The following is a 17015-nucleotide window of genomic DNA, read 5'->3' as shown; positions in this document are numbered from 1 at the left end:
ACAGGTAACTCGGCCTGGCGTTATCGAACCAGCGCCAGCCGCAAGCCAAGCCCCACCAGTACCGCGCCCATTGCAGCATCGATCGGCCGACGCACCTTTGTGTAAAGCACCTGCACCCGAGCCGTGGAAAACATCAATGCCAGCATGGAAAACCAGGCAAACGCAACAAGCGTGACCACCACCACGGCAGCAGCCATCACCCAGCCTGGGGCATGTGTCGGCAGCACGGTGATGAAAAAGCTGCCGAAGAACGCCGCGGCCTTGGGGTTTGTAACGGACACCAGCAAGCCGACGCGGGGGGCTGCTGTGGTGGTGTTTTGCGTCGTGCTGATTTCGAGGGCTGCATAAGGCCGCCGAGCGCCAAGCAGCATTTTGATGCCCATATAGATCAGATACCCCGCGCCCACTACCCGAATCGCGTCATACAACCACGCCACTGTGCTCAGCAAGACACCCAGTCCGACAATCGCCAGCACCGCCCAGATGGCGATGCCTGCGCTGGTGCCCACTGCAACACCCATTCCTCGGCTGCGGCTCACCAAGGCGTTGGAAGTGACGGCGATGAAATCGGGGCCTGGGCTTACGCAAGCCAGGAGCATGACGGCGCCAATGGTCAAAAGCTGGGGAACGTAGTCCACGTGATGTCTCCAGTTACTTCGTTGTCTATCGAGCTACGTCGTAATGCACCGACAGCAGGCCTTTCTTCTCTTTGAGCTTGAGCACCTTGATCGGCCCGACCATGCCCGTTGAGGTGACATGCGTGCCGCCGCAACCGTGCATCGGCAAGGTGCCGAAGCGCACTGAGCGGACACCGTCCTGATCGATCAACTCACGCGGCACGTCACGCTCGATCAGCGCGTTTACCTCTGCCTCGATGCCTTCGACCGTCAGCGGTTCGCAACCGCCCTGGCGCTCGAAAACCACTCGGCACTCCCCAGGCCAGTGGTGGCCTTTGCTGGGAAGCCAACCCAAGTTCTGCCCGATACCGGCAATCAGGTGGCCGGCCGAATGCAGGCGAGCATGCAACGCACGCACTTCTGGCGAGATGGCAATCCTGACGCTGCCAACGGGCACGGGTTGCCCGAGGACATGCGCCACATCGCCGTCGATATTGAGCACTTCCTCTACCCGGATACCCGCGATGGTTCCCTGATCCGCCAGCTGCCCGCCGCCCTGGGGGTGAAAGAGGGTCTCGGCCAAGTCGACCCGGAACCGCCCATCCTCCATCGGCGTGCAACGCACCACGTGCGTGCTCAAGGTCAGTTCATCGCTGGTGTAGTAAGCCCGTTGCGTCATCGATCGAAATCCTTGTTTCTTTCCGGGGCAGCGCCCGCTCAAGACTCAAGGCTAAAGGGCGAGGACTTCGCGCACTTGTAAAAAATTGATGGGGCAACAGCGATCAGTAACGAGACGGTGCAACGCCAAAGGCTTGCCTGAAGGCCCGATTGAAGTGGCTCTGATCGTAGAAACCCACCTCTTGCGCGACCCTGGTCAATTCCCACTGGGTATGGCTCAGCAGCACACAGGCGCGCTCCAGGCGCAAACGTACCAGCCAGGCATGTGGCGTCATGCCGACTGTTTGCTTGAACAACTTGAGGAACTGAAAACGCTCCAGGTCGCACAACGCAGCCAGTGCTTCGAGCGTTATCTTGTCGGCGAGGTGTTCGTTGCAGTAGTCCCGCACACACCGCCACTGCACGTTCGAAAGCGTGCCCTTTACGAACTGCGGCTTGACCATCCGCACTTGGGCGAACAGCCGCCCGAGCAGCATGAGCCATTGAGCATCGACGAACAGCGGGTCGGTGGGCAGCCCTGCTGCGAGCGCGTCGTGCAGCCGGGAAAGCTGGATGGCGAGGCTGGCATCCTGCAACAGCGCGCCACCCAGGGCGGAAAACTGGTCACGGCCCGTCAGCTCTTGCGTAACGCTGCGCAACAGGTCGGCGGACACACGGAACGTCTTTAGCGTGTAGGCGTCGTCGCCTGCACTGATGCCATCGTGGATTTCGCCGGGTGGCATCAACTGGATGGTGCCCGGCGACAGCAACGCCGTTTCACCGTTGAGTACCTGGCGCTGCACGCCGTCGGTGACCAAGCCGACGTGGAAATCCAGATGGTAGTGACGCCCGAAACGAAAGCTCGAGAAACGCGCCTCGCTCAGCACCAGCCCGGGGATATCGCTGTTGCGTTTGTAATCAACGTGGTCTGCCATCGACCGCCTCCTGCCACACCGGAGGGAATCATCTCATACCTGATCTTGTGGGGCTGGCGTGGTTGCCGGGTCGAGGGCTTGGCGAGGCTGCGCCAGCGCTTGGCTGGCGGCAGCGGTGCCTTGATCAGGCAGCTGGATCATTCAGGTTGCCGGGGTCGATCATCTTTGAGCACTGTTCACTGGCCAGCCGGCTGATGATCCGGATCGCCTGGTGGATACCTGCTGTGTTACGAAAGCTCAGGTGAGGGTTGTGTTCGCACTCCAGCACTTCATCGTGCTGGACCAAGGCTTCGCCGAGCAGTTCGAGGGTCCAGGCGTAGCTTTGGATGGTCGATAAGCGTTCCTGGTCAGTCATGGGGCACCTGCCTGGGTTGGGAGGTGGGGCGAGCCAGATTGCAGATCGGGTAGAAGCGGTGAGGTTTGGGAGCCGGCGCGGGGCGGCGGCGGAGAACGGATGCGAGGATCCTGGATAGACTTCGGATGAGCATGCATGAGGTCCTTTTCGGTTGAAGCACCACGCTGACCGTCGCCAAACGGTTAGGGTGGCAGCTGTACGCAGGTTGGCGAACCGAGGAAAAGGAACTCGGCAGACCCGAAGGTCTCCCACGCACAGCCGCCATTACACGAAACTGCGGACGCAAAAAAAGCGCCTGCAATCGTGGTCGGGGCGCCGTTGCGCCTTTTCGTACGGGTCGCCAAACCCGGTCGCGGAATTGGCCGCGACTGGGGCAATTTATCGCCATGAGGCTGCTTTCGCAAGCGCCTGGGAAATTCAGGAAGGCAACGCATGTTGTAGGAATAATGTGAGCGGCTAGAAGCTGCCAATTACTGGTAAGCCATGCTCCAAAATGCGCGTTTGCTGTACTCGCCAAACATTCACCAAGATTTGCCCTGTAAGGTCAGACCACCCATTTTCGGCAATTTTTTTAGTATCCGGAAAGTGCGCGACTTTTTTCAAAACACAAAAAAAGCCTGCATCGCTGCAAGCCTTGATATCTGGTGCGGAGACAGGAGTCGTATCAGAACATAAAGGTCTGAATTTCATGGCTATTATTCTTCAGGATACGGTGCGTTATCTCTAAAATTATCCTCAGTCTGTCTATCGGCGCGGACTACGAAAAACTGGCGAGATTAGGGAAAGTGCTAGAGGGTTCTGCCCCCATGCGCCAACGCCTCCTCTGATGCTTCTAGCGGGTGGCAGATATCGAGCATAGCTGCCCTTCCTGAGAGCCAGAAGCCGGTCGGGATGCATAGAGTGGGCAGGTAGACAGCCTGCTGGCGAAATAGTAGCGTTCGGATTTGCCCCACCGCGTATGTCATCAGGCGGAGGCAATCATTCAGGTCCATATGGATCGGTAAACGTCAGGTCGCACTTGAGGTTCATAAGTGGCAGTCAAGTCAAAACGAGTCGCAGCCATCGAACCGGAAGAAGCCGTACGCGTTGGGAGCGTACGGACTTTTCTGGATGCACTGGAGAAGCTCCAAAAACCTAGTGGCACGACCTTCTTCTATCGTGGCCATTCGAGCTTCACTTATCTACTTCAGCCCAGTATTTATCGTGAAGCTAGATGGATCAACAACGAAGACATCATGTTCAAGGAGCTTATTCTCAGATGCCCGAACGAATTCACCTCACTAGCGTCCACCTTTCAAACTCTTGTTAAGATGCAGCACTACGGGCTTCCAACAAGACTGCTTGATTTAACAGCGAATCCCCTTATCGCACTCTATTTCGCATGCGACCCTGCTGATCCGCCAAGTGAAAGCGGAGAGGTACTCGCTTTTGGGGTACCTACTGGTGAGGTGAAGTACTATGACAGTGATACAGCAAGCGTAATTTCGAATATTGCTCGCAGACCTATTTCTTTCGAAGTGCCATCGGAAGATTTGACAAAGACCAAGTTCAATCAAGAACCAACCATTCGCTATCTCCTGCACGAGATAAAACAAGAAAAGCCATATTTTGAACCAGAAATCGTGCGAGAGCACCTCGAATCGGTTGTCTGCGTTAGGCCTAAGCTTGAGAACCCTCGCATAATTAGACAGGATGGAGCATTCTTTCTATTTGGCGTTTCTGGGTCGAAATCAAATGCTGCATCGGTCCCGAAACGCTACATCGCGAGCTCGTCATCAAAACGAATACTGATCATCGGTTCTGAGAAGCGGCGTATACGTAGTCAACTGGAGTCGCTGGGTATCTCCCAAGGTACTGTGTATCCAGAAATTGATCGTGTAGCTGAATTTCTCAAACATCACTACGCGCCTGCGGGCGAAGGCTAGCAATGCGCTCAATATCGTTCGCTCAGCTCAGAGGCCTAACTAAGGCTACCGGATGCAAGTACGGCGGATATGCTTCCCTATTGGTTTAATTATTAGGCCCATTAAACATGCATCAATCATTAGCAACATGGCAGTTATTTGAAGATCTAGCTCGCAGCATCTTGGAAGCTAATAATTTTGATGTCACGCGCAATAGACTTAGAGGAGATCAGGGATTTGATCTGCTCGCCAACTTGGGAAATGAGAGCTGGGCAATTGAGGTTAAATACTATCGCACGGCACGAGCTCAGCCAGCTCTTATCGATGCTGCTGCTGCCCGCCTAGAAATTAATGGCATCACTGCGCAGGCAGGGAAAGGAATGCTGATAGTTTCCTGCTTTCTACCAGGAAAACTAAGAGAGGCGCTTGAACAGAAGTATAGCATCACATTTGTAGATCAAGTTGACCTAAGAAATTGGTGTGCAGCGCGCCCCGATCTCGCAGAGAAATTGGATTCTCTATTAGAAGCTAACCCAAGCGAACCTCAGGCAACACATCCAACACGTAACGACCCTACACAAGGAAGTAAACTCCTCAAAGGTATGCCGCTCCAACCTCGCGACACAAGAGGAACTGAGCTATGTAACGAGCTAAAAAATATTAAAAAAGGCAAGGCGGCTTGGGCAAAGTACGAGAAGGTGTGCGAGAAAATACTGAAGTACCTTTTCCCGAACGATCTTCATGGCTGGCATTCTCAAATGCGTACTGATGATGGACTCAATCGTTTTGACTATATTTGCCGCGTGAGACCAACCACCGAGTTCTGGAAATTTGTCATTGATCATCTTGATAGTCGCTACGTACTTTTTGAGTTCAAGAACTACACGCAAGAAATTAAACAAGGTCAAATTTTAACGACTGAGAAGTATCTCCTAGAACGTGGTCTCCGGCGCATGGCAATCATTATGACCAGATTAGGCGCAGACGAACACGCGATTGCAATGACGCAGGGAGCTATGCGCGAGCATGGAAAGCTGATGCTCATCGTAGACGACGAAAAAATATGCAAGATGCTCCACATGAAAGAGCGTGGCGAGGATCCCACAGATTGTCTTTTTGAAATTGCCGACAATTTCCTGCTGACACTACCTAGATAAATAGTTACAACCCCATCTACCTGATCAGCTTTATGTCAGCTGAACTCATAAGCTGGCATCCACAATAGGGCGAAACGGCCACTCATGAACGGCAGCTAATGACCCGAAGTGACCCTTTAACCTGGGGTAGAGACCGGTTCCCTTTGGGTCTATTAGCAAAACCGCGCACCAAACTCACAAACCATGCCTATCAATAATCTCCAACCTCAAAAAGTTGAGCCAAGCCAAACTTACCCATTATAAAATATGGCCCAAATGCTGGAGCTCCCAAGAATTTAACTTACTCTTCAAAAATGAAAAATCTATACCTTCTATTTTTTTAGCGGGTTCCACCTCTCCGTAAAGCCTGGAAACTCGAATAGCTGTTTCTCTGGGCACGCCTCGGCTCATAAGATATTTAGATATTGGGGAATAAACCCCCAACTCAATCGCAGAAATAATACTGGAATCTGAGCTCCGAATATCAGCCAGAGGCTTTAGCAGCATAGGCAAGCCAAAACTCACATACTTGGTTAACTTCTCAATCTCAGAATCAATTTTTTCATCAAGTCCCTCCCCGCCGCGCCCAAAACGATTAATTAAAATATCAATCATCGGCATCTCTCTCGCCCAACTCTCAGCGCTTTTCGCAATCCCAAAAAGATATTTATCATCAAGGCCTAACTTTAAATACCTACCGTAATAGAAAGGAAACTCATTACGCATCAAAAAAATCCAATCAAGCAATGACTGGCAAAGATTTCTCTCAAACACATTAGTTGGGAATTTATTTTTTGCCTCTCCGTACACCCGATAAAGTCTATCCAAGTCCAAAGGATCCCAATACCGGTTAGCCATCACAACTTTTTTATCAACCCTCATTGCTGCCATCTCCGCAAGGGAGCTAGCAAGCAGAGATTTATCTATATACAGGCCGACATTTTTTAGCCGCGACTCACCTTCAAGACCGTATCTAAATAACACTTGCCTTATATATATAACCAGGCTTTTTGGCGCAGCCCCATCTACTATGGAGCGCCCAGCCAATGCAGATTCTACTTGCTCCGCATTTCTGTCATATATATCTTGATACCCAGTGGATATTTCCTTATGTTTATCTGGAAACATTGCACCGCGCTCATCTCCTTCATCCTCTGCAGAAAATGCCTCCTCGTCCAGCACCACAGTGCGCCCGATAAAGTCGGTGAGAAGACGCCCAGCACGACCCCGCAAGTTGGCAAACTCGTAAGCAGACAGTGTAGCTTCTTTCCCTCCTTGCCTTTTCGTATAAAGGTTTGGATTCCGAATCACAACATTTTTTGCTGGAAGATTAACTCCTTGCATGAGAGTAGTTGTACAAAACAGCGTATCAATCCAACACTTTGAGACTGCGTACTCAATACTTTTCCTAGCATGCATCGGAGTTTTACCGGTATGGTAAGCCGCTCCACTTTCAATAATACTTGCAAGTTCGTATTTCGGATGTACAGAATCCCTTAGATACTGAGCCAGGCCAGCACACTCACTTGCCACATCAAACTTAGACTCAGCTTTAGATTCTGCATAAGCGTGAGCAGACTTACGAGCCTGATTAGAGGTTGGGGAAAACACAATATTCACATCACCTGCTAGTCGATCAAGCACGTAATGAAGATATTCATTAAATTTTTTTGTGTATTGAACCTGGCCCAGCCCTTGTATCGAGCAATAATTTTCAACCTCTAACTGAATAGGGTTCTCAAAAATTGTCGAGTATTGATTAAGAAAAAATTTGTTGTCTTTTTTTAAGATCGAATACGTCAAGCTAAGTACTGGCGGAGCATCCGTTGTCTTTTCACTAGAGATTTCCCCAAACACTCTAAAACCTAGATTTCCAATATTACGCAACCGCGGCCCACTGAGAATTATTTTCCCCACATCAATATCATTACGAACATCCGTCAATATGTCGTATAAGATTTTGGGGCGATTCTCACTATCACTACCAACCTTCTCAAGATTTTGAACCTCATCAACGACCAATAGGTCGAGATGCTCAACACCCTGATCTGAAAACAACACTATGGCGCGCTCTTGGGTGACGACGTAAATAAAATTATCTACATTTTCCTCAAATGAACTCAACACATCGATATCAAGAAATCCATGCTCACGAAGAAGCTTTGTCAGGTCAGACATAACTTGACCAATCAGACTTAGTGTTGGCACAACATAAACCACTCGACTCCCGCCTTTCGAAATCAAATCTATAATCTTTAAGTAGATCAGAAACGATTTTCCAGCCGAAGTTGGAGCAGAAATCCCAATCAAGTTGCTTTCATCGATAACTTTCCAGAGTTCCGCCTGAAACCCGGTCAATGTATATACCCGATCAGCAACCAAAACTTGATTCTTAAGATCATGAGCAACTATCCTAATCTTATCAAAATAGCTAGAGATTGGAGAGTATACCCCTTCTTCCCTTAATGACTTATCCAACATCAGATTGCTTGGAGAGAAGCCCATTGTAGATAAAATTGGAGCTAGGATTTGCCGGAGACCGTCCCTCCTTGAATTTCCGGCATGAGTCCAAAGCAACGCGACAATCATAATCGCCATTTGATTATTAAAATCGCTGCATTCCCTGTTAGAGATCCCCTTCAACAAATTAAGCGACTTTAAAAGCAACTCATATGGAAGCTCAGAACAATCACCCGAAACAAATCCCAACTTAACAGCAAAATCTCTTAACTCGAACTCTAATAGCGCTCTTAGTATATCCCTTTCGCTCATGACATTGCCTCAAAATTCACTCAACAGGGCTTCCAATCCCCAAACGGGAAATACCACATAATTTATTCTATCTATCACTGAATTTCTTATGCCATCATAAACATCATCAGCGACACCAGCCCATCGTTCAACGATGCACCGCTCTATGTTTTCTTTTATTTCCTGCTCTGAAGAAGCGTCAATATCTTTGTTTTCTTCGTATGCGACCATACAAACTAGTTCGAAGCGCACACCAGATAGATTTCCATCTTTCAAGTCCGTAGCTACTTGCTGAAGCTCCGGATCTATAAAATCATCCAACTGATAAAGAATCAGTTCATCCTCGATATTGTTGAATGAGGTCATGATGCTTTCAATAGAAGCTTTCAGCGCAGAATTAAACTTATACTTCGATTCATAGCACTTGGACTCCCCGAGCACGAAAAGCCGCACATCACCTGATTCTTGATAGTGAATAGCATCTGCACCATGACGCTCCACTGCCGGATTAGTTGTCAGTTGCATTTTTCGAAGCAGAGGCGGAGCACTAAAAAAATGTTGGATAAAATTAAAAAGCAGCAGTTCGCCAAACTGCCCTTGAGGACATCCCTTCCGAAACTTTTGGTCTGCCACCTGCTGCAAATAGCTTTGAGTATTCATTGCGTCACCGCCACGCTTTGATAACTCATCTGAAAATAGCTGGTTGTATTTTCGCTTCGAATACACCCAGTTCATTGCGGTGCTTTTCATCTCCCTAATAAAACTTTTCTGCATACTTTTTAGGTCGACATACTTTATCGCAACTCCACGATGCGAAGCCGCTCGAGGCTTCCCAATAGTTTGTTGAAACCAGAACATCTGATTCATAAGTGAATCTGTGTTTGATAATAAGTGGCTGTACTTCATATCTATAGAGCTAGCCTCAATATCAACTAAAACAGAAAACTAGCGACTTAAACAAACCCCATGATGCCGCCAATATGATTTATTATCTTTCCTTTTTCAGAGCAGTTTTTCTGCCGAAAAAAATCCCTCAACTGATTAAATAGCGCAATTATAGAAGCGAATCCGTTAACCATGACCAAAGCGATTCCGCCGCTGATCCATGAAACGAGTTTGTTTAGTGCATAGCCGCACTGCTGGAGGGCCGTGGGCGATACACCAAGGAGAGAGAGCGGTCCAAGCATTTCAAGCATCCCTGCTGCTAATGATGGCTCGATGCTACCCTTCGCCCCATCGTGGGGCAAGGAGCGTGCCCTGGTACTTACTTTCGTCCCGCGCCTCATTGCCCCTCGGGACGTCTCTTAGGCTACGAGTAGCCGCTAGCCAGCGCTTTCAGTAAGCGCAATCTTTGCTCGGAGGAAGTTCACTATCCGCCCGAGCCCATCGAGGGTCAGATCTCCGCTCCGATGCTAAACACCCATGATTTTTCTAAACGACGGACGAGCAATCGCACAGTTAGAGAATAGTAGTACCGAGTCGCCCCACTACTGCGGCCCAAGCAGTGTTCTAGAAACCATGCCACATGCTTTCGTTGCCAAGCCCATGGCCGGCCTCCTACATAGGCAGCGACCACATCGATCCGACCGTGCCCCAGCTCATAGCTGATTTGCCTCCGGGCCTCGCGGTCAAGGTGCTGATTTAGCTCGCAGCGTTGCCCGCCGTTGATAGGCGCCCGGTGCTGAGTGATTTGCTCATAGCGCTCACATGCGTACGCCGCGCGGAGCTCATGGAAGCCTCTGAGATTGTGTGCATGCAGGATGTCCCGGGCAGGGCGGACGATTTTCTGCAAAACATTCAGGAAGCTTTCGCTTGGCGCAATCAGATTGCGGCTACCGGCAGGCGACACCTGCCGTGCAAAACTAAGTGCACCTCGAACATGTTCGTCCACCGCAATCCAACGCGGCGCCGAGGCACCGGCGCGACCGCCTTTGGTGCCATCCTGAATGTTGATCCTGCCTAGGTCGTTAGCCTCACGGCTTAGCCTTGGCAGGTCAGCCAAGATGGCCTCACGCAAGCGCATGCCGGTGGCTCGCGCCAACAGAACAATTGCGGCGGCCCGTTGCTGATGATCGCGGCAAAGCGCACCGACGATCAGCTTAACCTGTTCGGGGTCTTGGCCCTGCGGCACCGACTGGCGAACTCCGGTGCGCTGCATACCCAACGCCTTGCTCGGACTTAGCAATTTGACGTATTGATCACCGCGAAGCGCTGCCATGGTCCTGTTAACGCTGGAGAGGCGGTTTTGTGCGGTGCTGACGGCGAGATCACCGCGCCTAACCATGTCGCGCAGATACACCGCGTAGTCGGCCAACACCTTTCGATCAATCTGCCGCGCATCATTGATACCGGGCCACTGTTCGGAGCGGCACCATCTGACGAATGCCTGCCACCGATCACAGTGTGCCTTCACCGTGCCGTAGTGGCCGCCGCCGAACATGTCTTTCAACATCTGCGGCCCTGCATAGCTCAGTTGCCTGCCGTAGCCGAAATTACGGCCATCGCGTCTACCCACCAATGCCATGTCGAATCACCTCATCGCCTGGTCTCCGATCCTCGCCCCACGTCATCCCGCCAAGAATGTTGAGTGTTATCAGGGATCAAGGCCCCTGCGACCTGTGAGGGTGTCCACTGACGCGGGACTGGCGGCTCCTTACGACCAGGAGCAAGGGCATCTCATGATCTGGCCTCCTGAGCACCGTTACCGGTGGGCGGGTAGAGACTGCACTGGCTGACGAGACCAGCGCCGCGAGATCCTGAGCCACGAGCAAGCAGCACTGCGATGACCGGGGCATGCCTGACTGTCAGTCAGGTGCAGTCCATTCCTTGGTCTGCGGCACCATCATCTACAGCGCTGTTGCTGGTGACATCGGCGTTTGTCACGCCGATTGTCACGAGGGGGATTGCCGCAAAGCCATGTGCGATCAGGGCTGCAGCAGTGGTAGAAGTGCCCGTCTCTTTCCACAGCAAGAGACGGGCACAGGTTGGCGCAATAGTCGGCCAAGCGGATAGGTTGCTGCAGGGCAGCGAGTTACGGTGTATCTGGCGCACGAGCGCCATATGTGTAAGAGCATCCATCACATGGGTAGTGACCGGGCGAGCTGCCGGATGCGAATCGCCCTTGGGGAGAACCACCGCGAGAGCGGCGTGACCTTGAAGGCTCGGGTCACCTGGGGTGCTGTCAACGACAGCCTTTGCACTGCCTTTTCTACGCCCGCAATCCGAGAGGGTCAAGCGACTCGCCCACTGGATTCTGCGGTTGAAAATGGCATTGGCCGTGTACGGAATCCCGTGGTTTCCAGTGGCAGATTGGGTGCTTTTGATTTTTTAGGTGAGGTCCATCCAAACAGGGCGGCTTTGCAGCCCTGTTTGGATGGACCCGCATGGAAAGCGGATCATCGAAACTTCAAAACCGTGCGCTCACTCGACTGCGCCACGCCTTGCTCTGAGGCTTGAAACGTTTGCCCCGGTCTGATTCGCGAACTCATGCGGCGAGATATGCTCCTGCCGGTTCGCTTCGAGGTAACGGCTCCACCAGCTCATGATCATTCGCCGTTCCTCCAGGAACTCAGCCTTGTGGATATACGCCGCCCGAACGTTGTTGCGCTCCCTGTGGCTCATCTGCCGCTCGATAGCCGTCTCTGACCACAGCCCGGATTCGACCAAGGCACTGCACGCCATGGACCGGAAGCCATGCCCGCAGATTTCGGTCTTGGTGTCATAGCCCATGTTCCGCAGAGCACTGTTGACCGTGTTCTCGGACATTGGCTTCCACGAGCGAGCATCACTGGTGAACACCAGATCGAAGTACCCCGTGATCGCATGAATCTGTTCGAGCAACGCCACCGCTTGCGGTGACAGAGGGACAAGATGAATGTCACCTGCCATCTTCGTCCCCCTTGTCGAATACGGTACGCCGTCCAACGGGGGCCGCGTATCAGGTATCTCCCACATACCGCGCTTCAGGTCGAACTCACTCCAACGTGCGAAGCGCAATTCGCTGGAGCGTACGAACACATGTAGGGACAGCATGACGGTCAGCCGAGTGAGCGTGCGACCCTTGTAGTTCTCGATGCGGTCCATCAACTCTGGCAGACGTGAGAGAGGGAGTGCAGGCCGATGCGTAACCCTTGGCGCGCTGATGAAGCCCTCAAGGTCATATGCAGGGTTCACCGTGATCAACCGTAGTCGCTTCGCCTCACGCATGATGCTCTGTAGGTAGTTTTGTACCCTTAAGGCCACATCAATCGTGCCGCGTTTCTTGATCGCCTCAAGCGGTTGCATGAGGTCAAAGGTATCCAGATCAACGATGGCGCGTGCACCTAGCAGCGGGAATACGTGAGTCTTCAAACGACTCAACACGGTCCTCGAATGGCCAGGCGCCCACTTCACGGACATTTCCTTATGCCAGTCCAAGGCAACGCGCTCAAAGGTGTGCCCTCTGACAACCGCCTCGGCCTTGGCCTGCTGCTTGGACGCAATCGGATCAATGCCTTCCGCCAGCATCCGTTTAGTCTCCAGACGCTTCTGTCGAGCATCTGCGAGACCGATGACGGGGTAGTTGCCAAACGATGTCAGCCCCTCTCGCCCATCCGGTTTCACATACCGGAAGCGCCAGCCTTTGCGGCCATTGGGGTAAACGAGGAGGTAAAGACCGTCACCGTCGAAAAGCTTGTAGGGGCGGTCAGTAGGTTTGGCCGAGCGGCATGCTGTGTCGGTCAGGGGAGCAGTAGTACGAGCCATAAGGGTAAACCCCTTTATCGAATCGACTTTATCCCAAACGTTACCCCTAAATCGGCTGGCAGCTGTCGGAATCCGACGGAACGCCATAACGAAAAAACCCGCCAGAAGTCGGGTTTTACGGGGGTTCCAGAGATTTTGTAGCCTTCGCTGGAACCTGAACTGGTGCCGGAGACAGGAATCGAACCTGCGACCTTCGCGTTACGAGTGCGCTGCTCTACCGACTGAGCTACACCGGCATGTAGCGCAACGTACCACTGCCGCACCTGCCGCGTAAACCCCTGTTTCCCCGGCCTTATTCCCCTTTCCTCAGAGCGCTTTGCAGCCCTTCGGCGCGAGGTCTTCCTCGATATCGGTCGTACAGGTCCAGCCAGTTGGCGAACGCGTCAGGGCAAGGCTCTTGCCAACCACATTGGTCGGCGCATCAACCAGGGTGCATGCAATCGTGCCGATCCCGTCAGACGCCTTGCTGCTGACCGCAATTGCACAGTTCGCCGTAGCCGGCTGCCCACCCAACTCGGCCACACTCGCCACATCCTTGCCTTCATTCAAGCGCAGCTCCATCGCCGTCTTCAGCGCGCTGATCTCCAGCAACCCGGCCGCAGCCTTCGTGCGGGACTGGTGGTTGGTATACATCGGGATGGCAATGGTCGCCAGAATGCCGATGATCGCGACGACGATCATCAGTTCGATCAGGGTGATACCGCGTTGCCCTTTCATGAACGGTTTCCTTTTTCATACGGGTATTCGTGGAGGTCAGGTTCGCCCCCAGCTGGCAGCGGCGCAGTAGGCCTGAACAGACACCTTTTGTCACCCCTGCCTGCCAGGGCGTCATCTTCGCTGAACTACTCTAGTGAGCATCACGGACGCACGCCCGCTCATGGACGCGCCAAGCTGTTTCCAGGCTTGTCGCACGAGCCGAAAAGGACCTCTGCAATGAACCCATCTACACACCTCTACACCTGGCGCGGCACGGATGCCAATGGCGCCGCGGTCAGCGGCCAGGTCAGCGGGCGCAGCCCGGCCTATGCGCGGGCCGGCTTGCAGCGCCAGGGCATCCGCGTGGTCAGCCTGCGGCAGGCTGGCGGGTTGGAATGGCGTTTGCCGAAGGCGCGCGAAAAGACCGACCCGGCGGGGTTCAGTCGGCAGCTGGCGACCTTGCTCAAGGCTGGGGTTCCACTGTTGCAGGCCTTCGAGGTAATGGGGCGCAGCGGCTGCAGTGCGGGCCAGGCAGCGTTACTAGATAAATTGAAACGGGATGTGGCCTCGGGCCTGGGGCTGGCGGATGCGCTGCAGCGCCATCCGGCATGGTTCGATGGGTTGTACTGCAACCTGATTCGTGTGGGCGAGCAGTCCGGTACGCTTGATCGGCAGCTGGAACAACTGGCGGGGATGCTGGAGCAACGCCAGGTGCTGCGTAAGCGAGTGCGCAAGGCGATGCTCTATCCGTTGCTGCTGTTGCTGACCGGGCTGGGGGTTTCGGCGGTGTTGTTGCTGGAGGTGATTCCTCGTTTCGAGAGCCTGTTCGCCGGTTTCGATGCCGCGCTGCCGGCCTTCACCCAGTGGGTGATCGACTTGTCCACAGGGCTGGGGCGCTATGCGCCGCTGCTGTTGATAACCACGCTTGGCCTGGGATTCGCCGTGACCCGGCTGTATCAGAAGCATGCGCCAGCCCGCTTGTGGATAACTGCACAAGCTTTGCGCCTGCCTGTGTTCGGCAGGCTGTTGAGCCAGGCGGCCCTGGCGCGCTTCGCTCGCACCCTGGCCACGTCCTATGCTGCGGGGGTGCCGTTGCTGGATGCGCTGGTCACCGTGGCCAAGGCCTGCGGCGATACCCTGCACGAGCAGGCGGTGCAGCGCGTGCGCCAGGGCATGGCCAACGGGCAGGCACTGAACCAGGCAATGGGTAATGAACCGCTGTTTCCGCCATTGTTGGTACAACTCACCGCCATCGGTGAATCCAGCGGCACGCTGGACCAGATGCTGGATAAGTCCGCCAGCCATTACGAGGAACAGGTCAGCCAGACGCTGGACCAGTTGACCAGCCTGCTGGAGCCGGCCATCGTGCTGATCCTGGGCTTGCTGGTCGGTGGCCTGGTGGTGGCGATGTACCTGCCGATCTTCCAGTTGGGTAGCTTGATCTGAACATGACTTCATGGACTTTGCTGGCCGAGCAGCCGGCCTACTTCATCACCCTGGCGGCTGTGCTCGGCCTGCTGATGGGCAGCTTCCTCAACGTGGTGGTGCATCGCCTGCCAATCATGCTCGAGCGCCAGTGGCAGCGCGAGGCACAGGAAGTGCTGGGCCTGCCGACCACCGAGCACGAGCGTTTCAATCTGTCCCTCCCCGCCTCCCACTGCCCGCATTGCCACCACGCGATCCGCGCCTGGGAGAACATTCCCGTTCTGAGCTACCTGGCATTGCGCGGACGCTGCTCGGCCTGCAAGCAGCCGATCGGTGCGCGTTATCCATTGGTCGAGTTGGCGTGTGCGCTGTTATCGGTGGTGGTGGCCTGGCACTCCGGCGCTGGTGTCCAGGCGCTGACCCTGCTGCCGTTGACCTGGAGCCTGCTGGCACTGAGCCTGATCGACCATGACCAGCAGATTCTGCCCGATGTCATCGTGCTGCCGACGCTGTGGCTGGGCTTGATCGTCAATGCCTTCGATACCGTGGTGCCACTGCCCGATGCGCTGTGGGGCGCGGTGGCCGGGTACCTGAGCCTGTGGCTGGTGTACTGGGTGTTCAAGCTGATCACCGGCAAGGAAGGCATGGGCTATGGCGACTTCAAGCTGCTGGCGCTGATCGGCGCCTGGGGCGGCTGGCAGGTATTGCCGTTGACCTTGCTGCTGTCATCGGTAATCGGCGTGGTGGCGGGCCTGTGCCTGCTACGCGTGCGCGAACAATCCGTCGGCACGGCCATACCATTTGGCCCTTATCTGGCCATTGCGGGGTGGATTGCTGTGCTCTGGGGTGATGAAATGTACGCCTTCTACCTGCAACTGTTTGGAATGTGATGACCACCAAGGCCTTCACCCCCTGGATTCTCGGGCTGACCGGCGGCATCGGCAGCGGCAAGAGTGCCGCCGCCGAGCGCTTCGTCGAACTTGGCGTGCACCTGGTCGACGCCGACCAGGCGGCGCGCTGGGTGGTCGAACCTGGTCGCCCGGCACTGGCCAGCATCGTCGAGCGCTTCGGCACCGGTGTGCTGCTGGACGATGGCCAGCTGGACCGCGCAGCGTTGCGCCAGCTGATCTTCGCTGACCCGGCCCAGCGCAAGTGGCTGGAACAACTGCTGCACCCGCTGATCGGCCAGGAGATCTTCAGTTACCTGGCGAAGGCCGAGTCGCCCTATGCGGTGTACGTGTCGCCGTTGCTGATCGAGTCGGGCCAGCACCAGAAGGTCCAGCGCGTGCTGGTGATCGATGTGCCGCAGGAGCTGCAGGTGGCGCGCACCCTGGCGCGTGACAACACCAGCCCTGAGCAGGTACAGGCCATTCTCAAGGCCCAGCTGGCCCGTGAGGAGCGCCTGGGCCATGCCGACGATGTGGTGGTCAATGATGGCAATCTCGCCGCACTGCACGAGCAGATTGACCGCCTGCACCATTTTTACCTGACTTTACGAGGAGGCCAGCCATGAGCCAGCCATTGACCGTCGATTGCCCGACCTGTGGCGCACCTGTGGAATGGAACGAGAAGAATGCATACCGGCCGTTCTGTTCCGACCGCTGCAAGCTGATCGATCTGGGCGCCTGGGCGGCCGAGGAGCACAAGATTCCGGTAGCGCCGGATGCAGAGGATGAGCTGTTTTCGGGGGAGCTGGAGCCGCGGCATTAAACTGAAACCTAGGCTGCCTGTGCCGGCCTCTTCGCGGGTGAACCCACTCCTACAGGTCCGTCACAGATCTGCAAGCCGTGATACCC

At 54.5% G+C, this 17015-nt stretch carries 16 protein-coding genes, 1 tRNA gene and 1 pseudogene; 6 read left to right on the top strand and 12 right to left on the bottom strand.

Going from position 1 to position 17015, the window contains the following annotated elements:
- Positions 1–20 precede the first annotated feature (20 nt).
- The 5 genes from ACTORR_RS17740 to ACTORR_RS17720 all read right to left on the bottom strand — a co-directional run bounded on the left by ACTORR_RS17740 (position 21) and on the right by ACTORR_RS17720 (position 3254).
- Complete coding sequence (locus tag ACTORR_RS17740; protein WP_099815060.1) at positions 21–638, bottom strand: LysE family translocator; 618 nt, start codon at positions 636–638, stop codon at positions 21–23.
- Positions 639–663: 25 nt separating this feature from the next.
- Positions 664–1296 carry a hypothetical protein gene (locus tag ACTORR_RS17735; protein WP_099815061.1) on the bottom strand — a complete coding sequence of 211 codons (633 nt, stop codon included), beginning with the start codon at positions 1294–1296 and terminating at the stop codon, positions 664–666.
- 103 nt (positions 1297–1399) lie between these two features.
- Positions 1400–2209, bottom strand: a complete 810-nt coding sequence (locus ACTORR_RS17730) for an AraC family transcriptional regulator (RefSeq protein WP_313364805.1) — start codon at positions 2207–2209, stop codon at positions 1400–1402.
- A gap of 124 nt (positions 2210–2333) precedes the next feature.
- Entirely contained in the window at positions 2334–2564 is a 231-nt protein-coding gene (locus tag ACTORR_RS17725; protein ID WP_054886128.1) for a hypothetical protein, read from the bottom strand.
- 456 nt (positions 2565–3020) lie between these two features.
- On the bottom strand, positions 3021–3254 hold the full coding sequence (locus ACTORR_RS17720) for a hypothetical protein (RefSeq protein ID WP_313364804.1): 234 nt from the start codon (positions 3252–3254) through the stop codon (positions 3021–3023).
- 341 nt (positions 3255–3595) lie between these two features.
- Here ACTORR_RS17720 and ACTORR_RS17715 point away from each other — a divergent pair, with 341 nt between their 5' ends.
- Both ACTORR_RS17715 and ACTORR_RS17710 read left to right on the top strand, forming a co-directional pair.
- Positions 3596–4489 carry an FRG domain-containing protein gene (locus ACTORR_RS17715; protein ID WP_313364803.1) on the top strand — a complete coding sequence of 298 codons (894 nt, stop codon included), beginning with the start codon at positions 3596–3598 and terminating at the stop codon, positions 4487–4489.
- A 107-nt stretch (positions 4490–4596) separates the two neighbouring features.
- Positions 4597–5625 carry a restriction endonuclease gene (locus ACTORR_RS17710; RefSeq protein WP_313364802.1) on the top strand — a complete coding sequence of 343 codons (1029 nt, stop codon included), beginning with the start codon at positions 4597–4599 and terminating at the stop codon, positions 5623–5625.
- Between the two features lie 237 nt (positions 5626–5862).
- Here the strand turns inward: ACTORR_RS17710 and ACTORR_RS17705 are convergent, their stop codons facing one another.
- The 7 genes and pseudogenes from ACTORR_RS17705 to ACTORR_RS17675 all read right to left on the bottom strand — a co-directional run bounded on the left by ACTORR_RS17705 (position 5863) and on the right by ACTORR_RS17675 (position 13815).
- Positions 5863–8376 (bottom strand): DEAD/DEAH box helicase, encoded by a 2514-nt coding sequence (locus ACTORR_RS17705; RefSeq protein ID WP_313364801.1) that lies wholly within the window; start codon positions 8374–8376, stop codon positions 5863–5865.
- 9 nt (positions 8377–8385) lie between these two features.
- Positions 8386–9222: a HamA C-terminal domain-containing protein gene (locus tag ACTORR_RS17700; RefSeq protein WP_196184736.1), complete on the bottom strand. Its 837-nt coding sequence runs from the start codon at positions 9220–9222 to the stop codon at positions 8386–8388.
- A gap of 86 nt (positions 9223–9308) precedes the next feature.
- A complete protein-coding gene (locus ACTORR_RS17695) occupies positions 9309–9542 on the bottom strand; it encodes a hypothetical protein (RefSeq protein ID WP_418056010.1) in 234 nt (77 codons plus the stop codon).
- Positions 9543–9904: 362 nt separating this feature from the next.
- Positions 9905–10879: pseudogene (locus ACTORR_RS17690) on the bottom strand (integrase domain-containing protein); the annotation flags it as partial.
- An 896-nt stretch (positions 10880–11775) separates the two neighbouring features.
- Positions 11776–13098 (bottom strand): tyrosine-type recombinase/integrase, encoded by a 1323-nt coding sequence (locus ACTORR_RS17685; protein ID WP_313365512.1) that lies wholly within the window; start codon positions 13096–13098, stop codon positions 11776–11778.
- A gap of 160 nt (positions 13099–13258) precedes the next feature.
- Positions 13259–13334 (bottom strand) — tRNA-Thr (locus tag ACTORR_RS17680).
- Between the two features lie 70 nt (positions 13335–13404).
- Positions 13405–13815 (bottom strand): pilin, encoded by a 411-nt coding sequence (locus tag ACTORR_RS17675; protein WP_313365513.1) that lies wholly within the window; start codon positions 13813–13815, stop codon positions 13405–13407.
- 216 nt (positions 13816–14031) lie between these two features.
- Between ACTORR_RS17675 and ACTORR_RS17670 the strand changes: the two genes are divergently transcribed.
- Genes ACTORR_RS17670 through yacG form a run of 4 tightly spaced genes read left to right on the top strand, consistent with a single transcriptional unit; the run spans position 14032 to position 16929 of the window.
- Positions 14032–15240: a type II secretion system F family protein gene (locus ACTORR_RS17670; protein ID WP_054886120.1), complete on the top strand. Its 1209-nt coding sequence runs from the start codon at positions 14032–14034 to the stop codon at positions 15238–15240.
- Positions 15241–15242: 2 nt separating this feature from the next.
- Entirely contained in the window at positions 15243–16109 is an 867-nt protein-coding gene (locus ACTORR_RS17665; RefSeq protein WP_313365514.1) for a prepilin peptidase, read from the top strand.
- The gene (coaE, locus tag ACTORR_RS17660) at positions 16109–16732 is read left to right on the top strand and encodes a dephospho-CoA kinase (protein ID WP_054886118.1); all 624 of its coding nucleotides are present in this window, start codon (positions 16109–16111) and stop codon (positions 16730–16732) included. The genes ACTORR_RS17665 and coaE overlap by 1 nt, the downstream gene beginning before the upstream one ends.
- On the top strand, positions 16729–16929 hold the full coding sequence (gene yacG / locus ACTORR_RS17655) for a DNA gyrase inhibitor YacG (protein ID WP_054886117.1): 201 nt from the start codon (positions 16729–16731) through the stop codon (positions 16927–16929). The genes coaE and yacG overlap by 4 nt, the downstream gene beginning before the upstream one ends.
- Positions 16930–17015 lie beyond the last annotated feature (86 nt).

This window comes from Pseudomonas sp. SAR267 (genome assembly GCF_052077595.1).
GTDB classification, from domain to species: domain Bacteria; phylum Pseudomonadota; class Gammaproteobacteria; order Pseudomonadales; family Pseudomonadaceae; genus Aquipseudomonas; species Aquipseudomonas vlassakiae.
This window is presented reverse-complemented; position numbering and strand designations above follow the sequence as displayed.